Source organism: Mesohalobacter halotolerans (assembly GCF_006120725.1).
Lineage (GTDB): Bacteria > Bacteroidota > Bacteroidia > Flavobacteriales > Flavobacteriaceae > Psychroflexus > Psychroflexus halotolerans.
Map to the genome: position 1 here is coordinate 480,109 of NZ_SWMU01000001.1, position 14,661 is coordinate 494,769.

A 14,661-nucleotide genomic window follows, 5' to 3' on the forward strand; every position below is an offset into this window, starting at 1 on the left:
AGTTCTGGATGATGCAATCAATGTTATATTTAAAACCAATCTTGTCCTAAATAATTTTTTACGTTCTTTTTTGCATTGCCAAAAAAAGAACCAAAAAATGCTAGGCTAACATAAAAATATAAAAAATACTACGAAAACACCAGCCATAGATAAAAATAACTCATTCTGCCTTCAGGCAGAATTCAAACAGATTTTTATCTTTTTCCAGCTCCTGCTTCCTTGATTTTTAATATTTTTATAGTATGCCGGTTTTAACCCCTAAAACATAATATTTGATTGTTTATCAATAAAAACCAATACCTAACAAATATTAGTTCATATTATTTTGAACGCTACTGATTTTAAGTATAAATGTTTGTATCCGAAAAGTCGTATAAAGTTTACAACATTCCCAAACGAATCACTTCTTCTTTCTTTAACGTTCTAAAGTGTCCTCTAGGCAAATTCAGTTTAGTCAGATTGCCAAATACAGTGCGGTCCATTTTTATAATCTCATAACCCAACTTGGTCATCAGTTTGGGGACAATTTTTGGTCGCATGCTTTTTAACTCTAATCCGATGTGATGATGAGACTTATTGTTGATGTAAGAGACATCATCGATAAAAACTTTAAAGCCTTCGATGATAACACCGGCTTTTAGTGCCTCCATAGCCTCAATGCTAAAGACCTTGTTAAGCTGAAGTTCATACACTTGTGGAATACCTTTTTTAGCATTCCCTAATTTTTTTGCCAAAGTTCCATCATTGGTATAAAGTATTAAACCACAAGCACTATTTTCAAGTCGGCCAATGGGTTCTAACTTGGCATCAGTGACTTTTTGCAATAAGTTAAGCGCGGTTTTATTTTGATGTTCAATTTTTCCTGAAGTATAAAATCCTTGAGGTTTGTTAAGCAAATAGTATTCTTTAGGTTGAGGATTTATGGTTCTCCCATCAAATTTCACCTCATCATCAAGTTTAACTTTATAGCCCATCTCAGTAACCGGTTTGCCATTCACACTCACACTTCCTGCCTCAATAAAGATATCTGCTTCGCGACGTGAACAAATCCCGGCATTAGCAATATATTTATTAAGTCGCATGCCGGCGTTGGGATCTTTAATCTGCTTATCAACTTTTGAGACTTTATTGGGACGTTGTCCTTTTTTTTTGCCTTTTCCTTTCGACCTATTCGATTTCATGGGTTGCAATTTTTTGCAAAGGTAATTGAAAATTAAAGATTTAAACTTAAATAAATTAGTTTTAGTAGCTTAAACCTGCTTTCAGCTCTATTTTTTGGTGCAGAGCCAAGCATCTGTAAGGCTTGTCAGGATTACCACTTGAGGTGGCACTCTGACAAGCCAACAGCTCCTAAGCTCTACACCAAAAAGATGCCGCTTCAATCAGGGCTAAATGTTGAGCCTGCTAATTAAAAGGTAAGATTTATAATCTTTTCGTAGTAGTTCAAAAATCTTCAGATTTATAAACACTAAACACAGGTAATGGTTGGTTATCAAAATCCCAAAAAGCCTGATTTTCATAAGGCGAACCATCAGTAGCCTGATCACCTCTAAAACTTATCCACTCACTTCCCCAAGAGCAAAATCCATAAGCTTCAGGAATATCTTGGGCAATGCTTTTTATTTCCCAAAAATAATCTTTTTGGCCTTGCGGTGATGGCGGAAAATTATCGAGAATTTGATCTTCGTTGCCAATGATATTGTTGGTAAAATCATTAAAGTCTAATGTGAACGGATAAGCTGTTTCTACAATAGCAACCGGCTTATTCTGGATCAAGTTTAAACTGATTAAATTTTGTCTGAGACGTGACAAGCTTTTACCGTGCCATCTCGGATAATAACTTATACCTATAAGATCATAATCTAAACCCTCCAAGCTGTTAAAAAAAACATCGGCATTTTCATGTCCTGCATAATGCAACATAATTTGAGTTTGTTCGTTTTCGCTTCTCACTGCTTGAATCGCTTCGCTTAAAAAGTTTAAAAACACAGTTTCATTATTAATATGAGCTTCTGGCCATAAAAACCCATGATTAATCTCATTGCCAATTTGAATAATATTCGGCTGTATCTCTCGAATTATTTTAGAAGTATATTGGCTGAGACTATCTTTTAATTGATTTTGATTAAGCCCTTGCCAAGCTTGAGGTTTCTCTTGAGATCCCGGATCTGCCCAAGTATCAGAATAATGAACTGTCAACAAAAGTTTTAAACCCAGTGATCGAATTTCTTGGCTCAGTGTTTTAACGGTTTGAAAGCTTGAAGTCGAAGATTCTGGCTGATGCCATAACCTGAGTCTAATGGTATTGACACCTTCACTTTTTACAATATCCAACATATCTTGCACCTGACCTGAATTGTTGTATATCAAAACTCCACTATTCCTGACTTCAGGGAGCAACGACATATCCATGCCTTTCATAAAAAAAGGAGTGTTTAAATCTGAGTCATTTGGAGAAATTTCATCAGAGACATCAGAACAAGAAGACAGTAATGAAATAGTAAAGAATGTCCACCCTAAAAATAAAATGGACTTAAACATGATATTAAATCAAATAAGTTTCTTCGTCTTCTTGGGTATTTTCAGTTTTGCTAAAGATTTTAAGTTGTTTCATCCAATACGCAAAAAACACTAAACCAATAAATAAGAAGATTAAATTGACACCATTTGCAGCCCACCACGAATCGGGTTGAATGTCTACTCTTAAGAGATCAAAAGGGATAAATAAAACATCTTGAAATAAAGAGGCGATGCCTTCAAAAAAATCTTTCATGGCTTTTGTCAATTATAATTACCTTGCAAAAATAATCATTTGACTGATATGATCGTTAATTTTTTTAAACAATCTAAACCTATTGTTTTTGTTGTTTTACTCTTCTTGCTCAGCCTGATTTTTACTGTTGAGGCGCTTCAAGTCATTACTTTTCCTCTGAATTGGGCAACAATTGGTCTTGTAGTAACAAAATACTTGCTCCTAGTATTGTGTTACATTATGTTTGATTATGCTTTAAAACATTTTGAAATCCAAAAGGGACACAGCTTTGGAGGTCTGTTTTTTATTTTAATGTCGAGCTTTATCATGCCTGAAATATTAGATAGTTATATAATATTCGGCTATGTTTTATTTTTGATAGGTCTTTTACGTCTTTTAAATGTAGTCAACTCAGATTATCCCACGATGACTATTTTTGAAGCCGTATTTTTTTTCTTTTTTGCCAGCCTGTTTTATCAACCCTTTTTATTTGTGTTGATCTTAGTTCTTGTAGTAACTTTAGTTTTTACTAGTCCGCACTGGCGTTACTTTTTGGTCCCGCTTTTAGCGATAAGTTCAGTAATTGTATTGTTAGAAATGTTTAATATTTTTTGGTACAACGAACCACTCATGGTAGATTCTTTTTGGCCTCAATGGGAGTTTAAGATCTATACGTTCAGCTCAAAACCTCAATTATTTTCATTTCTAATATGGGTTTTGTCAACATTAATATTTGTTTATCAAGCTTTTAAGGTGATACAAAAAAGAGCATTGTACCATCAAAAAATGGCGACGAGTTTTTTGTACCTGGCTTTACTTGCGTTTATGTCGAGTTGGTTTTCTATTTCAAATTTAGAAGGTTTATGGATGATGTCTACGATACCTATAAGCATATATTTAGGTGATTTTATATTTAGATTAAGAAAAAAATTTTGGAAAGAGGTTTTGCTTTATGCTTTTATCGCATTTGTAGTTGTATTTAATCTGCTTTAAAAATAAGATTTCTTTAAATTATAAAAAAGTCGTTAATTCGTCAAAAATTTAAAATATGGATGCTCAATATGTAGATAACTTTTTAATGGCCAATTCAAAATATTTTGAATCTCACCAATTAAGCTTTGTTCGAGAACGCCTTTTGGCTTTAGATGATAGCAAAAAATTTCAAGTTCAAAGTCTACAATTTAAAGATCCTACAATGATGCTTATCATTTCTGTGATAGTAGGAGGGATTGGAATTGACCGTTTTTTGGTCGGAGATGTTGGCCTTGGAGTTGCTAAACTATTGACTTGTGGTGGACTTGGTATTTGGACTATTATAGATTGGTTTTTGATTATGGGTGTGGCCAAACAGCGAAATTTAGAAAATTTCAATAGAACTATTTTATAATTTATGGTTCATAAAGCAGATTTTTCATATCGTCCATCAATTGATGAATCTGAGAAAGCTTCTTATGCCTATGTTATTTCGACAATAGTTATTGCAGTGGCACTACCAATACCAATTGCTGCACTATTGGCTACTTTCCTTTACTATGTTGCCAATAGGCGTTCTACGGCATTTGTACATTGGCATGCTTTACAATCTTTGTTGTCTCAGTTGGTTTTGTTTGTTTTTAACACTACCGCTTTGTGGTGGTTTTTATCAAAATATTTTTTCGAAAAGCCCATCCCAAATGCTTTTTTTTATTATCTGGGTTTAGTTGTTATTTTTAATATCCTTGAGTTTTCATTTTCGATTTACTCAGCAGTTTTAGTTAGAAAAGGACAACACGTCACTTGGCCTATTTTTGAAAGCCTCATCAAATCTCGTGTAAAAACAGAATAGCTGTTTGAACCCCATCTTAAATTTTCCTAAACCCAAATAAAAAAGGAATTAAAAGACGTTGTTCAAACAGCTAATAAATAAAGATCAAAGCCTTATTTGATAAAAGCTTTAATTTGCTTTTTAATTTTTTTGTCGGTGAAATCTTGATCTTGTAACTCGAACATGTGCATAAATAATGGCTTATCGTCTATGCTTTTAAGCATGGAGATATCTTGTTTGTTTTCAAAAATCGTTTGCCATTCTGCACGTACGTCGGCCCAATAGTCGTTGTGTTTTGCCCACCAATTTTGAGCGGTTTTACAGCGGCTATCCTCAACTTTGGTATAGGTGTTATAGCCTTTTTCTTCAGCCAATACTACTTCTTTTCCGGTTTCAGTTTTTAAAATTTTTTTGTTGTCTTGGTCGTGCACCCAGCCAAAATCAGTCAGTTCTTGTCGGTTGGTTCTCAAAGTGATGTTGTAATCGTCTCTTATGCTAAATTCACGTCTTGGCAGTGGAGCTGGCGTAGTATCTTCCCAATAATGTTTACCGTCAACATGTACCCAAGATGCCGAACCTTCGTAACGCGGACTATCATCGACTTGATAGACTTTTTGCGTCCATTGACCAATGACCTCATCGTAAGGCAATTCTTTATACTTCCATTGTTTATCACCATCGTATACATACAAATCTTGATTTTGATATAACCAGTCTTGGCGCCAGTGTTTAACGATTTGTTGCTGGTCTTTAGGCCCAACTATTAATAGGTGTTGCATGACAATTTTTTCGGGGTTATCCTCAACCAATTGGACCCATTCTAAGCCACCAGTAATTTTATCAGGAGAAGGCTTGTAAGTGGAGTCTTTAGTATGCTGAAAAGTTTCAGAAAAATTAAATCGCACTTCATAGCAGCCACACATGGCTTTAATGGCTTGACGATCTTGCTCTAGTTTGGTTTGACTCGATAAGCTTTGAAATAATAAAAAACTTAACAAAACTGGGAAAAATGTTTTCATGATGAGATGATTTAAAATTATGCAACAAAAATATAATTTTTATTTGGAATGAATAAAAATAATATAATATATTTGCCCGAAATATTATTTCTAATTAGTCTAAATAAATGAATAAGCTGTCAGTTTTCATATCAATAATCGTTATGACTTTTTGGGTTAAACAAGGTATTTCTCAAGAGAATAAACCAGAAACTGACAGTTTAGCTTATTATGATTTAAAAGAAGTCGTCATTACAGCAACACGCTCAGAGCGAAAACGCCAAGATATTCCAATGCCAGTTAAAGTGCTTAGTCAAGATGTGATATCCAATACAGGCTTAAGGCGCGCCGATGAAATATTAAATGAACAAACAGGAATCATCACCATCACAGACCAAAGTGGTTTTAAAGGCATTCAAATGCAAGGCATTAATTCAGAATACATTATGATTTTGATAGATAATGTGCCCGTTGTGGGCAGACAATCTGGAAATTTGGATTTATCCAGATTGGCATTGGGAAATATAGAGCGTGTTGAAATCATCAAAGGGCCATCCTCAAGCCTTTACGGTTCTGAAGCCTTAGGTGGCGTGATAAATATCATTACTCAAAAACCAAAAAGTAATGATCTCAAACTTGGTGTTGATGCAGCCTTTGGAAGTTTTGAAACCTCAGACTTCAACCTTTCAACTCAACAAAAGTTGAATGATTTTTCATATTCAGTTTTTATAAATCGGTTGAGTTCAGGCGGGATTGATTTGGATAAAAATCTTCAAGGCAACACCATTGATCCTTTTGAAAACTACACCTTATCAAGTCATATTAAGTATAAATTTTCTGACGACTTAAAAACAGCTATCAATTATAGATTATTTTATCAAAATATTGATATCTCAGGTGAAAGAGAAGAATGGGATAACAATTTGACTTCAATCACCAATCACAAATGGTCTTCAAAGCTCAATGCTCATTATGAGTTGTATTTTACACAATACCAAGCCAATCAACTTGAGACTGATCCCATAACCGATAATATTTTGTTTAATTCAGAATTCAATCAACGGTTATTTAGACCGGAAATACGGCTGACCTATGACATAGGTTCTAATCAAGAACTCATTAGCGGTTTTGGCAGTAATTTCGAATTTTTAGACCGAAATTTATTTGAAAATGATGTCAGCTTTAACTCTCAATACGTCTACACACAATATAGTTTTTCAGCTTTTAAAAACCTTGATCTTATTGTCGGTGGTCGATTTGATACTCATAGTGAATATGACTCGCAAATTAGCCCCAAAGCTTCTGCTATTTATAAATTAAATGATAAGCTTAGTATAAAAGCTTCGGTTGGTTCTGGTTTTAAAGCCCCTGATTTTAGGCAATTGTATTTAGATTTCACTAATTCTGCAGTAGGGTATACAGTAGTGGGAAACCGTGTAGAAGAAGCTGTCATAGAAAGGCTTCAAAATAATAACCAAATCCTGAGCCTGAGTGTAAACCCTGAAGATTTAGGCCAACCACTAGAGGCAGAGTCTTCACTTGGAATTAACCTTGGTTTTTCATACCAAAAAAATAAATTTAATCTCGACTTTAACGCTTTTAGAAATGATATTCAAAATTTGATAGACACTCGAATTATCGCTCGAAAAACCAACGGCCAAAATGTGTTTGGATACATAAACAGAGACAACATTTACACTACAGGATTTGAAACGGATTTGAGTTACAGCTTTAATCCAAATTTCAAAATGTCTTTAGGTTATCAACTCTTGTATGCTTTTGATAAAGAAGCAGAAGAACGGATTGACAACGGCGATGTTTTTGTAAGAGATCCAGAAACTTTGGTTACTCAACGATTAGAGCGTTCAGAATATTTTGGCTTGCCGAATCGGTCAAGGCATTTAGCCAATTTTAAAGTCTTTTACAAGATTCCAGAATGGAAAGCATTTGCCAATTTGCGACTCAATTATAGATCAAAATATGCCTTGTTTGATACCAATGGAAATGGTTTGATAGACGACTTTGACGACTCTTTTGTCGATGGCTTTTCACTGGTAAACCTCACCTTGAGCAAAAGCCTGTTTGATCATTATAAATTTCAAATTATCGGCGAAAATATTCTCAATAACGAGCAGACAGGATTACTCAACTTGCCGGGTATAAGAATCACAGGAAAAATTCAATATCAATTATAAATAATCTAAAAAACAAACAATATGAAAACTTTAAAACTCACTACATTTATTTTAATGTCATTATTTATGTTATCATGCTCAGATGACGATGAGGTTATGCCACTTGCTGAAGTAGAATCGACAACCATTAGCAATTTACATGCCCCACAAGAAGGCGGACAAGGCCAACCTGTATCTGGAACTTTTACAAAGTTTGATTTTGAAACCGGTCAAGAGACAAACAGCGACACCGATTGGGATATTGCCTTTAGGGGAACGACTATTGCAGTAAATGGCGGCACTGAAACAGGCACAACAGACGAACCTCTAAGAACTTCTGATGCAGGTGTAACTATTGTAAACGGTACCTTTGAAGATATTACAGAAGTTACTGAAGATATAGAATTTGATCAAGACGGTCAAGATGGTTTTGCCATACCAACAGGTAGTGGAAATGGCTGGTATAATTATGATTTTGCAACAAATATCTTGAGCCCAATTCCTGGTAAAATCATAGTAGTTAAAACATCAGATGGCAAATATGCAAAAATCGAAATCTTAAGCTATTACGAAGATGCCCCATCTGACATAGATCCTTTTGAAGACGCACCGAGATACTACACTTTTAGATATGCCTACAACCCTAATGATGGGCAAACCACTTTTAATTAAAAAAAACCATGAACATAAAATCCATTTTATTTATTGTATTGCAATTATTCCTTGGCGGAATGATGATTTATGGGAGTATTTCAAAATTTGAAACGCCCTTTGCTGAAACTCAAGAAGTGGTGGACAAAGCCCAAAAATACTTAGACGAAGACAAAGAACACATTAGTAAATTGATATTATATGTCAGTGGGATGAAACAAACCGGCTATTTTTGGTTGGTTTTAGGTTTGTCTGAACTCATATTTGGACTTCTTGTGATTTGGAAAAAAACAAGTCTGATTGGGGGTTTGTTTCTTTTGCCAATTACCTTAAACATTTTACTGTTTCACATTTTTCTAGAACCTGATGAAATAGGAGAATTGTTGATGTCTGTTGGATTATTTTTAGCTAATACCTTAGTTGTGGCTTATCGTTCAAAATCATTAAACTTTTTATTGGTAAAATAGGATTTCACATTTTATCAAATGCCAGAAGAGTCGTGGATTTTGTATAAGATAAATTTGCGGCTCTTTTCTTATCCTAAACCTACATCTAAGGTCATCATCACGATAAACCCACCAACAAATCCTAAAGTAGCAATATCGGTGTTGTGCTCGAGTTGAGACTCTGGAATGACTTCTTCTACCACAACAAAAATCATAGCTCCTGCTGCAAAGCATAAAGCGTAAGGCAAAATAGGTTCAAAAGTTAAAACCGCCCAAGCCCCTAAAACAGCAGAAAAAGGCTCAACAATTGCTGAGAGTTGTCCGTAATTAAAACTCTTCCAACGGCTTTTTCCTAAACCTCTTAATGGCATAGCTACCGCAAAACCTTCAGGAAAATTCTGAATACCAATTCCCAGAGCCAATGCTACAGCGCCACCGATACTTGCGCCTTCTATTCCTGCAGAAACACCGCCAAACAATACGCCAATAGCTAAACCTTCAGGAATGTTATGCAATGTAATGGCCAAAGTGAGTAAAACTGATTTATGCCAAGGGGTTTTCAGGCCTTCTTTGCGACTTTCTTTAAAATTGACGTGAAGATGCGGCAAAATTTTGTCTAAAGCAAAAATAAATAAGGCGCCACCCAAAAAGCCTGTTGCTGCTGGAATTACTTTAATAAACCCATTGCCATCACTCATTTCTATGCCAGGTGCTAACAAACTCCAAAAACTCGCAGCCGTCATCACACCACCTGTAAAGCCCAGCATACCATCAAAAACAATGCGATTCATTTTTTTAAAGAGAAAAACCAAAGATGCCCCGAGAGCTGTTAATCCCCAAGTAAATAATGTGGCATATAATGCGGCTAGAATAGGGTCTAGTTGTTCAAAATACGCAATAATAGAATCCATAACTTAATGGTTTGGTTTGATGTATAAATTTTGAGTTGCCTGTTCAGATAAACGTAAAACTTTATTGTCATAGGCCACAAGCATAGATTGATCAAAACTTTCTTTTTCTTTAACAGTCAATGTTTTACCGAGCGCTATAGCTTGTTTATCCAAATAATTTAAAAAAGCAGATGACGAATCTTTTACACCGATGCATATGCCAGATTCACCAATTTCCAACTCAGATAGCATGGTTTTATTAGCCACTTCAAATTGGCCGTCTTTATTAGGAATGGGGTCGCCATGTGGGTCGCGTTTGGGATAATCTAAAAAGCGATCGAGTTCATCGGTAAGCTTTTCAGATTGAATGTGTTCAAGTTGCTCTGCGATATCGTGTACTTCGTCCCAGTTAAAATTGAGTTTTTCTACCAAAAACACTTCCCAAAGCCTGTGCTTTCTAATCACTTTTAAAGCTGTGTTTTCACCCCTGTCACTTAGTTTGACACCTTGATATTTTTTATAAACCACTAAGCTTTTATCTGCTAACTTTTTGAGCATATCGGTGACCGAAGAGGCTTTGGTATCTAACAACGATGACAAATCATTGGTACTCACCGCTTTGTTGTTTTCATGGTGTAGATGATAGATAGCTTTCAGGTAATTTTCTTCTGCTAGGCTAAGCATTTATACAAAATTTTACGCTAAAATAAATAATTTTTTAGACTTGTCTAATAATTTTCTTTCAAATTTATCTTTGTGTTGCTTTTGGCTTAGGGGTAGTAACGGCATCCTTCTTGAGTTTTGTTTTAGCGAAGTGGTGTTTTGGGGTTGACGCCCTAAAGCGTTAAACCCAAAATGCCTACTGAGACTTAACAAAACACAAGAAGATATAGTGGATAACCCGGTATGCCTGAAATTTCAGCAGGCATAAAGCCCCTAATTATTTTGATGTGTTTTGTAAAATCTCTTTACAAGTTAAAGCTGTTGCTCCTTTTTTATCTTGAATAAAATCATGGGCAGCTTTCCTCATTTTAGTTTTTAAACCTTGTTCATCATTCAGTTTGTGGACTATGTTTTGAAGTTCTGAAGGCTTGCTTACCACAGCTAAACCACCCACTTGCTGTAAAGCTTTAGCTTCAGGAAATTTTTCATGGTTTGGACCAATGATAATCGGCGCTCCAAAAGCTGCGGGCTCCAATATATTATGTAGACCTGTTTTGCCCATGGCACCACCGACATAAGCCATGTTGGCATAGGCATAGACTTTGGTCAGTAAGCCAACGGTATCTAAAATCAAGATATCGTATTGGGACAAGTCTTGGGTTTTAATTTCTGAATATTTAATACTAGATTTTTGAAGTTGTTTTTGAAATTGGTTGACTGTTTCAGGTTTAATTTGATGGGGTGCAATGACAAATTTGAGTGCAAGGCTTTTATCGTTCAAGGTTGGTAACAATGCTTTTTCGTCTTCTGGCCAGGTGCTTCCACATACCATACAATCATGGTTTTGCTTAAAGTCTTGCATAAAAGCAAGGGTGTTATCTTGACTGAGTTGCTGATAAACTCTATCATAGCGTGTATCTCCTGCAAGAGTCCAATCGGTGTAGTTGATACTGTTAAGCAAATGTCCTGAAGCTTGGTCTTGTACAAAAATGTGCTGAAAGCTCATTAATGCGTGTTTAAAAAACCGACCGTAAGCTTTAAAATAAAGTTGTTGAGGTCGAAATCTTGCTGCCACTAAAAACGTTTTGATCTGCTGTTTGTGGAGTTCTCTTAAAAAATTTGGCCAGATGTCGTATTTGACAAAAATAGCAAATTGCGGTTTTACAAAATTGACAAAAGCCTGAGATTGTTTTTGAGTATCCAAAGGCAAATAGGTTTCAAAATCGGCAACAGAATTGTTCTTTTTAATACGATAGCCTGAATCAGAAAAAAAACTCAATAGAATTTTGTAATTTTTAAATTGGGGTTTTAAAGCTTTGATGACGGGCACCACTTGTTCGTATTCACCGAGAGAGGCCACATGAACCCAAATCAGAGGTGCTTGGTTTTGAGCTATAAAATATTCTAATTCTTTTTTGGTTTGTTGTCTTTCTAAACGAAAGGTTTTAAGACGTTTAAAAAACAGACCTAAAATGGGTAACAATAGTTGAAAACCATTGATAAAAAAATTATAAATCCATCTCATAATGTAGAATAATTATATATTCTAAGGGATTAGGAGGCTAAAATAAAGAATTCGCCTGAATACCATTTATATTTAGTAATTTTGTTATGATAACGATTTACAATTCCTATGAAAAAACTACAAATGGTTGACCTTGTTGGTCAACGTGAAGCCATCAAAGACGACATCGATTCTGCTTTTACAGAAATTATGGACAATGCGGCCTTTATTAATGGTCCTTATGTGCATCAATTCCAGGCTGACCTTGAAAAGTATCTAGATGTTAAAAACGTCATTCCATGCGCAAATGGTACCGATGCTTTACAAATTGCTATGATGGGATTAGGATTACAGCCAGGCGACGAAGTAATTACAGCAGATTTTACATTTGCCGCTACGGTTGAGGTCATTGCTTTACTTCAGCTCACACCTGTTTTGGTTGATGTGGAAGAAGACACTTTTAATATTTCTCCAGAGGCTATTGAAAAAGCGATTACTCCAAAAACCAAAGCTATTGTGCCTGTTCATCTGTTTGGTCATGCTGCCAATATGGACGCCATCATGGACTTAGCAGTAAAACACAATTTGTATGTCATAGAAGACAACGCACAGGGCATAGGGTCTTCTTACCATTATAAAGATGGCTCTTCACAAAAAACCGGAACGATTGGTCATGTCTCGGCAACTTCGTTTTTCCCTTCAAAAAATTTAGGTTGTTATGGTGATGGTGGTGCAATTTTTACAAACGATGATGAGTTGGCGCATACCATCCGCGGTATTGTTAATCACGGTATGTATGAGCGATATCATCATGATGTTGTTGGGGTCAACTCTAGATTGGATTCGCTTCAGGCAGCTGTTTTAAAGGCTAAACTACCAAAACTTGATGAATACAATTCCAGACGCCAAAAAGCGGCAAGAGCTTATACCGAAGCATTAAAAAATCATAAAGATATTGTCACGCCATCGGCAAAAACCAATAGGCCCTGCGAGAATAAAACTCTTGGTATTTGTGATACTTGTTCTTGTCATGTATTTCACCAATATACTTTACAAATTAAAAACGGAAAGCGCGATAGTTTAGCAGAGTATTTAAAATCACAGAATATACCACACGGTATATACTATCCTATTCCATTACATGAACAAAAAGCGTATAAAGATAGCCGCTATAATCATAAAGATTTTAAAGTCACTAATCAATTGAGCGATGAAGTCATCTCATTACCAATGCATACCGAATTAGATCAAGAACAAATTGATTTTATAACCGGTCATATTTTAAAGTATTTAGAAGAAGGTGGTTTCGACTCCGCTCAACCACCACGTAAAAACGGCTCTGCTCAGTGAGTGCAATTTTGATGGTGGTTTCGGCACCGCTCAACCACCACATTTGAAAGAAGGTTCCTAAGCGAAATCGAGTTTGGTGATTGAGCGGAGTCGAAGACACCGTATAATAAAAAGTCAAAAGATTATAAAAATGAAAGTTTTATTTAAAATTCAATTGATACTTCTTTTCTCAACGCTAAGTTTAAGCGCACAAAACACTTATCTACATTGTTCAAAAATCTTCGATAGTGTATCTGCTGAATACAAAACAGGCGAATTTACAATCGTTGTTCAAGACAATAAGATACTTGAAGTGTTTGATGGCATCGTAACACCAAGAGACGAAGAATCCAAAATTATTGATTTGAAAGCTAAAGTGGTTTATCCGGGATTTATAGATATGCATGTGCACTTGGATCACGAAACAAGCCCAACACGATATTTAGACAAATATCAGGATAACAAATCAGACCAAGCCTTGAAGTCAGTCAAGTTTTGTGAACGCACTTTGAAGGCTGGTTTTACAACGGTGAGAGATGTGGGTGGTAATGGTGTTAATATTGCCCTCAAAAATGCAATAGATCGAGGAGATATTATTGGACCTCGAGTTTATACCTCGGGTAAAATCCTATCTTCTACTGGCGGACATGGAGACCCGACCAATGGTAGTAATGCTGACTATGTAGGTGATCCCGGACCTAAATATGGAGTAGTCAACAGCGTTGCAGATGCTAGAAAGGCCGTAAGACAGCGTTATAAAAATGGTGCAGATCTTGTAAAAATTACAGCCACGGGTGGCGTATTAAGTCAGGCCAAAAACTCATCAAACCCGCAATTTTCAGTCGAAGAAATCAAAGCCATCACAGAAACAGCCGCAGACTATGGTTTTCATGTTGCAGCGCACGCTCATGGTGATTTAGGCATGCAACGCGCTATACTTGGGGGTGTAAAAACCATAGAACACGGTACTAAAATGAGCGATCAAACTATGGAAATGATGAAAGCGCAAGATGTTTTTCTTGTGCCTACCATTATTGCAGGAAAGTACGTTAGTGAAATGGCTAAGGTAGAGGGATTTTACCCTGAAGTAATAAGACCAAAAGCTTTAGAAATAGGTCCAGAAATTCAAAATATGTTTGCAAGGGCTTATAAAAAAAATGTTCCTATAGCCTTTGGAACCGATGCTGGTGTATTTTCACATGGTGAAAATTGGAAAGAATTTGGTTATATGATTGAAGCAGGCATGCCGGTTAATAAAGCTATACAGGCAGCCACTTTGATACCTGCAAAAATTCTAAATAAAGAAAATGAGATAGGACAGCTTAAAAAAGGGTTTATGGCAGATATTATCGCACTAGATGAAGAACCAAACAAAACAAACACCAATGCGTTTAACAAAGTAACTTTTGTGATGAAAGATGGAATAGTTTACAAAAGAAAATGAAGGTGT

General features: G+C 35.7%; 15 protein-coding genes. 8 read left to right on the plus strand and 7 right to left on the minus strand.

Annotated elements, in window-relative coordinates:
• Positions 1 to 380: 380 nt before the first annotated feature.
• The 3 genes from FCN74_RS02275 to FCN74_RS02285 all read right to left on the minus strand — a co-directional run bounded on the left by FCN74_RS02275 (position 381) and on the right by FCN74_RS02285 (position 2,773).
• Positions 381 to 1,181 carry a pseudouridine synthase gene (locus tag FCN74_RS02275; protein ID WP_138930969.1) on the minus strand — a complete coding sequence of 267 codons (801 nt, stop codon included), beginning with the start codon at positions 1,179 to 1,181 and terminating at the stop codon, positions 381 to 383.
• A 262-nt stretch (positions 1,182 to 1,443) separates the two neighbouring features.
• On the minus strand, positions 1,444 to 2,541 hold the full coding sequence (locus tag FCN74_RS02280) for a glycoside hydrolase family 53 protein (protein WP_138930970.1): 1,098 nt from the start codon (positions 2,539 to 2,541) through the stop codon (positions 1,444 to 1,446).
• Positions 2,542 to 2,545: 4 nt separating this feature from the next.
• Positions 2,546 to 2,773: a DUF6341 family protein gene (locus FCN74_RS02285; RefSeq protein WP_138930971.1), complete on the minus strand. Its 228-nt coding sequence runs from the start codon at positions 2,771 to 2,773 to the stop codon at positions 2,546 to 2,548.
• A gap of 39 nt (positions 2,774 to 2,812) precedes the next feature.
• Between FCN74_RS02285 and FCN74_RS02290 the strand changes: the two genes are divergently transcribed.
• The 3 genes from FCN74_RS02290 to FCN74_RS02300 are packed head-to-tail and all read left to right on the plus strand — an operon-like array spanning position 2,813 to position 4,577.
• Positions 2,813 to 3,745, plus strand: a complete 933-nt coding sequence (locus tag FCN74_RS02290) for a hypothetical protein (RefSeq protein ID WP_138930972.1) — start codon at positions 2,813 to 2,815, stop codon at positions 3,743 to 3,745.
• Between the two features lie 55 nt (positions 3,746 to 3,800).
• Positions 3,801 to 4,139, plus strand: a complete 339-nt coding sequence (locus tag FCN74_RS02295; protein ID WP_138930973.1) for a TM2 domain-containing protein — start codon at positions 3,801 to 3,803, stop codon at positions 4,137 to 4,139.
• A gap of 3 nt (positions 4,140 to 4,142) precedes the next feature.
• Positions 4,143 to 4,577 carry a hypothetical protein gene (locus FCN74_RS02300; RefSeq protein WP_138930974.1) on the plus strand — a complete coding sequence of 145 codons (435 nt, stop codon included), beginning with the start codon at positions 4,143 to 4,145 and terminating at the stop codon, positions 4,575 to 4,577.
• Positions 4,578 to 4,669: 92 nt separating this feature from the next.
• Here FCN74_RS02300 and FCN74_RS02305 read toward each other — a convergent pair whose 3' ends face one another.
• On the minus strand, positions 4,670 to 5,575 hold the full coding sequence (locus FCN74_RS02305; RefSeq protein ID WP_138930975.1) for a DUF6607 family protein: 906 nt from the start codon (positions 5,573 to 5,575) through the stop codon (positions 4,670 to 4,672).
• Between the two features lie 143 nt (positions 5,576 to 5,718).
• Here FCN74_RS02305 and FCN74_RS02310 point away from each other — a divergent pair, with 143 nt between their 5' ends.
• Genes FCN74_RS02310 through FCN74_RS02320 form a run of 3 tightly spaced genes read left to right on the plus strand, consistent with a single transcriptional unit; the run spans position 5,719 to position 8,846 of the window.
• A complete protein-coding gene (locus FCN74_RS02310; protein ID WP_171047093.1) occupies positions 5,719 to 7,749 on the plus strand; it encodes a TonB-dependent receptor plug domain-containing protein in 2,031 nt (676 codons plus the stop codon).
• Positions 7,750 to 7,770: 21 nt separating this feature from the next.
• Positions 7,771 to 8,400: an HmuY family protein gene (locus tag FCN74_RS02315; RefSeq protein WP_138930977.1), complete on the plus strand. Its 630-nt coding sequence runs from the start codon at positions 7,771 to 7,773 to the stop codon at positions 8,398 to 8,400.
• Between the two features lie 8 nt (positions 8,401 to 8,408).
• Complete coding sequence (locus FCN74_RS02320) at positions 8,409 to 8,846, plus strand: DoxX protein (RefSeq protein WP_138930978.1); 438 nt, start codon at positions 8,409 to 8,411, stop codon at positions 8,844 to 8,846.
• Between the two features lie 68 nt (positions 8,847 to 8,914).
• Here FCN74_RS02320 and FCN74_RS02325 read toward each other — a convergent pair whose 3' ends face one another.
• From FCN74_RS02325 to FCN74_RS02335, 3 genes are all read right to left on the minus strand, one after another.
• A complete protein-coding gene (locus tag FCN74_RS02325; RefSeq protein ID WP_138930979.1) occupies positions 8,915 to 9,736 on the minus strand; it encodes a ZIP family metal transporter in 822 nt (273 codons plus the stop codon).
• A gap of 3 nt (positions 9,737 to 9,739) precedes the next feature.
• Positions 9,740 to 10,399: a metal-dependent transcriptional regulator gene (locus tag FCN74_RS02330; RefSeq protein WP_138930980.1), complete on the minus strand. Its 660-nt coding sequence runs from the start codon at positions 10,397 to 10,399 to the stop codon at positions 9,740 to 9,742.
• Positions 10,400 to 10,655: 256 nt separating this feature from the next.
• A complete protein-coding gene (locus tag FCN74_RS02335; RefSeq protein WP_138930981.1) occupies positions 10,656 to 11,903 on the minus strand; it encodes a 3-deoxy-D-manno-octulosonic acid transferase in 1,248 nt (415 codons plus the stop codon).
• Between the two features lie 108 nt (positions 11,904 to 12,011).
• Between FCN74_RS02335 and FCN74_RS02340 the strand changes: the two genes are divergently transcribed.
• Both FCN74_RS02340 and FCN74_RS02345 read left to right on the plus strand, forming a co-directional pair.
• Positions 12,012 to 13,232 (plus strand): DegT/DnrJ/EryC1/StrS family aminotransferase, encoded by a 1,221-nt coding sequence (locus FCN74_RS02340; RefSeq protein ID WP_138930982.1) that lies wholly within the window; start codon positions 12,012 to 12,014, stop codon positions 13,230 to 13,232.
• 130 nt (positions 13,233 to 13,362) lie between these two features.
• Positions 13,363 to 14,655 (plus strand): metal-dependent hydrolase family protein, encoded by a 1,293-nt coding sequence (locus tag FCN74_RS02345; RefSeq protein ID WP_138930983.1) that lies wholly within the window; start codon positions 13,363 to 13,365, stop codon positions 14,653 to 14,655.
• The last annotated feature ends 6 nt before the right edge of the window (positions 14,656 to 14,661 follow it).

What these genes read in the sequence shown, in the direction of transcription:
- FCN74_RS02275 (WP_138930969.1), bottom strand. Translation starts at nt 1,181, where the DNA reads ATGAAATCGAATAGGTCGAAAGGAAAAGGCAAAAAAAAAGGACAACGT.
- FCN74_RS02280 (WP_138930970.1), bottom strand. Translation starts at nt 2,541, where the DNA reads ATGTTTAAGTCCATTTTATTTTTAGGGTGGACATTCTTTACTATTTCA.
- FCN74_RS02285 (WP_138930971.1), bottom strand. Translation starts at nt 2,773, where the DNA reads ATGAAAGATTTTTTTGAAGGCATCGCCTCTTTATTTCAAGATGTTTTA.
- FCN74_RS02295 (WP_138930973.1), top strand. Translation starts at nt 3,801, where the DNA reads ATGGATGCTCAATATGTAGATAACTTTTTAATGGCCAATTCAAAATAT.
- FCN74_RS02300 (WP_138930974.1), top strand. Translation starts at nt 4,143, where the DNA reads ATGGTTCATAAAGCAGATTTTTCATATCGTCCATCAATTGATGAATCT.
- FCN74_RS02305 (WP_138930975.1), bottom strand. Translation starts at nt 5,575, where the DNA reads ATGAAAACATTTTTCCCAGTTTTGTTAAGTTTTTTATTATTTCAAAGC.
- FCN74_RS02310 (WP_171047093.1), top strand. Translation starts at nt 5,719, where the DNA reads ATGACTTTTTGGGTTAAACAAGGTATTTCTCAAGAGAATAAACCAGAA.
- FCN74_RS02315 (WP_138930977.1), top strand. Translation starts at nt 7,771, where the DNA reads ATGAAAACTTTAAAACTCACTACATTTATTTTAATGTCATTATTTATG.
- FCN74_RS02320 (WP_138930978.1), top strand. Translation starts at nt 8,409, where the DNA reads ATGAACATAAAATCCATTTTATTTATTGTATTGCAATTATTCCTTGGC.
- FCN74_RS02325 (WP_138930979.1), bottom strand. Translation starts at nt 9,736, where the DNA reads ATGGATTCTATTATTGCGTATTTTGAACAACTAGACCCTATTCTAGCC.
- FCN74_RS02330 (WP_138930980.1), bottom strand. Translation starts at nt 10,399, where the DNA reads ATGCTTAGCCTAGCAGAAGAAAATTACCTGAAAGCTATCTATCATCTA.
- FCN74_RS02335 (WP_138930981.1), bottom strand. Translation starts at nt 11,903, where the DNA reads ATGAGATGGATTTATAATTTTTTTATCAATGGTTTTCAACTATTGTTA.
- FCN74_RS02340 (WP_138930982.1), top strand. Translation starts at nt 12,012, where the DNA reads ATGAAAAAACTACAAATGGTTGACCTTGTTGGTCAACGTGAAGCCATC.
- FCN74_RS02345 (WP_138930983.1), top strand. Translation starts at nt 13,363, where the DNA reads ATGAAAGTTTTATTTAAAATTCAATTGATACTTCTTTTCTCAACGCTA.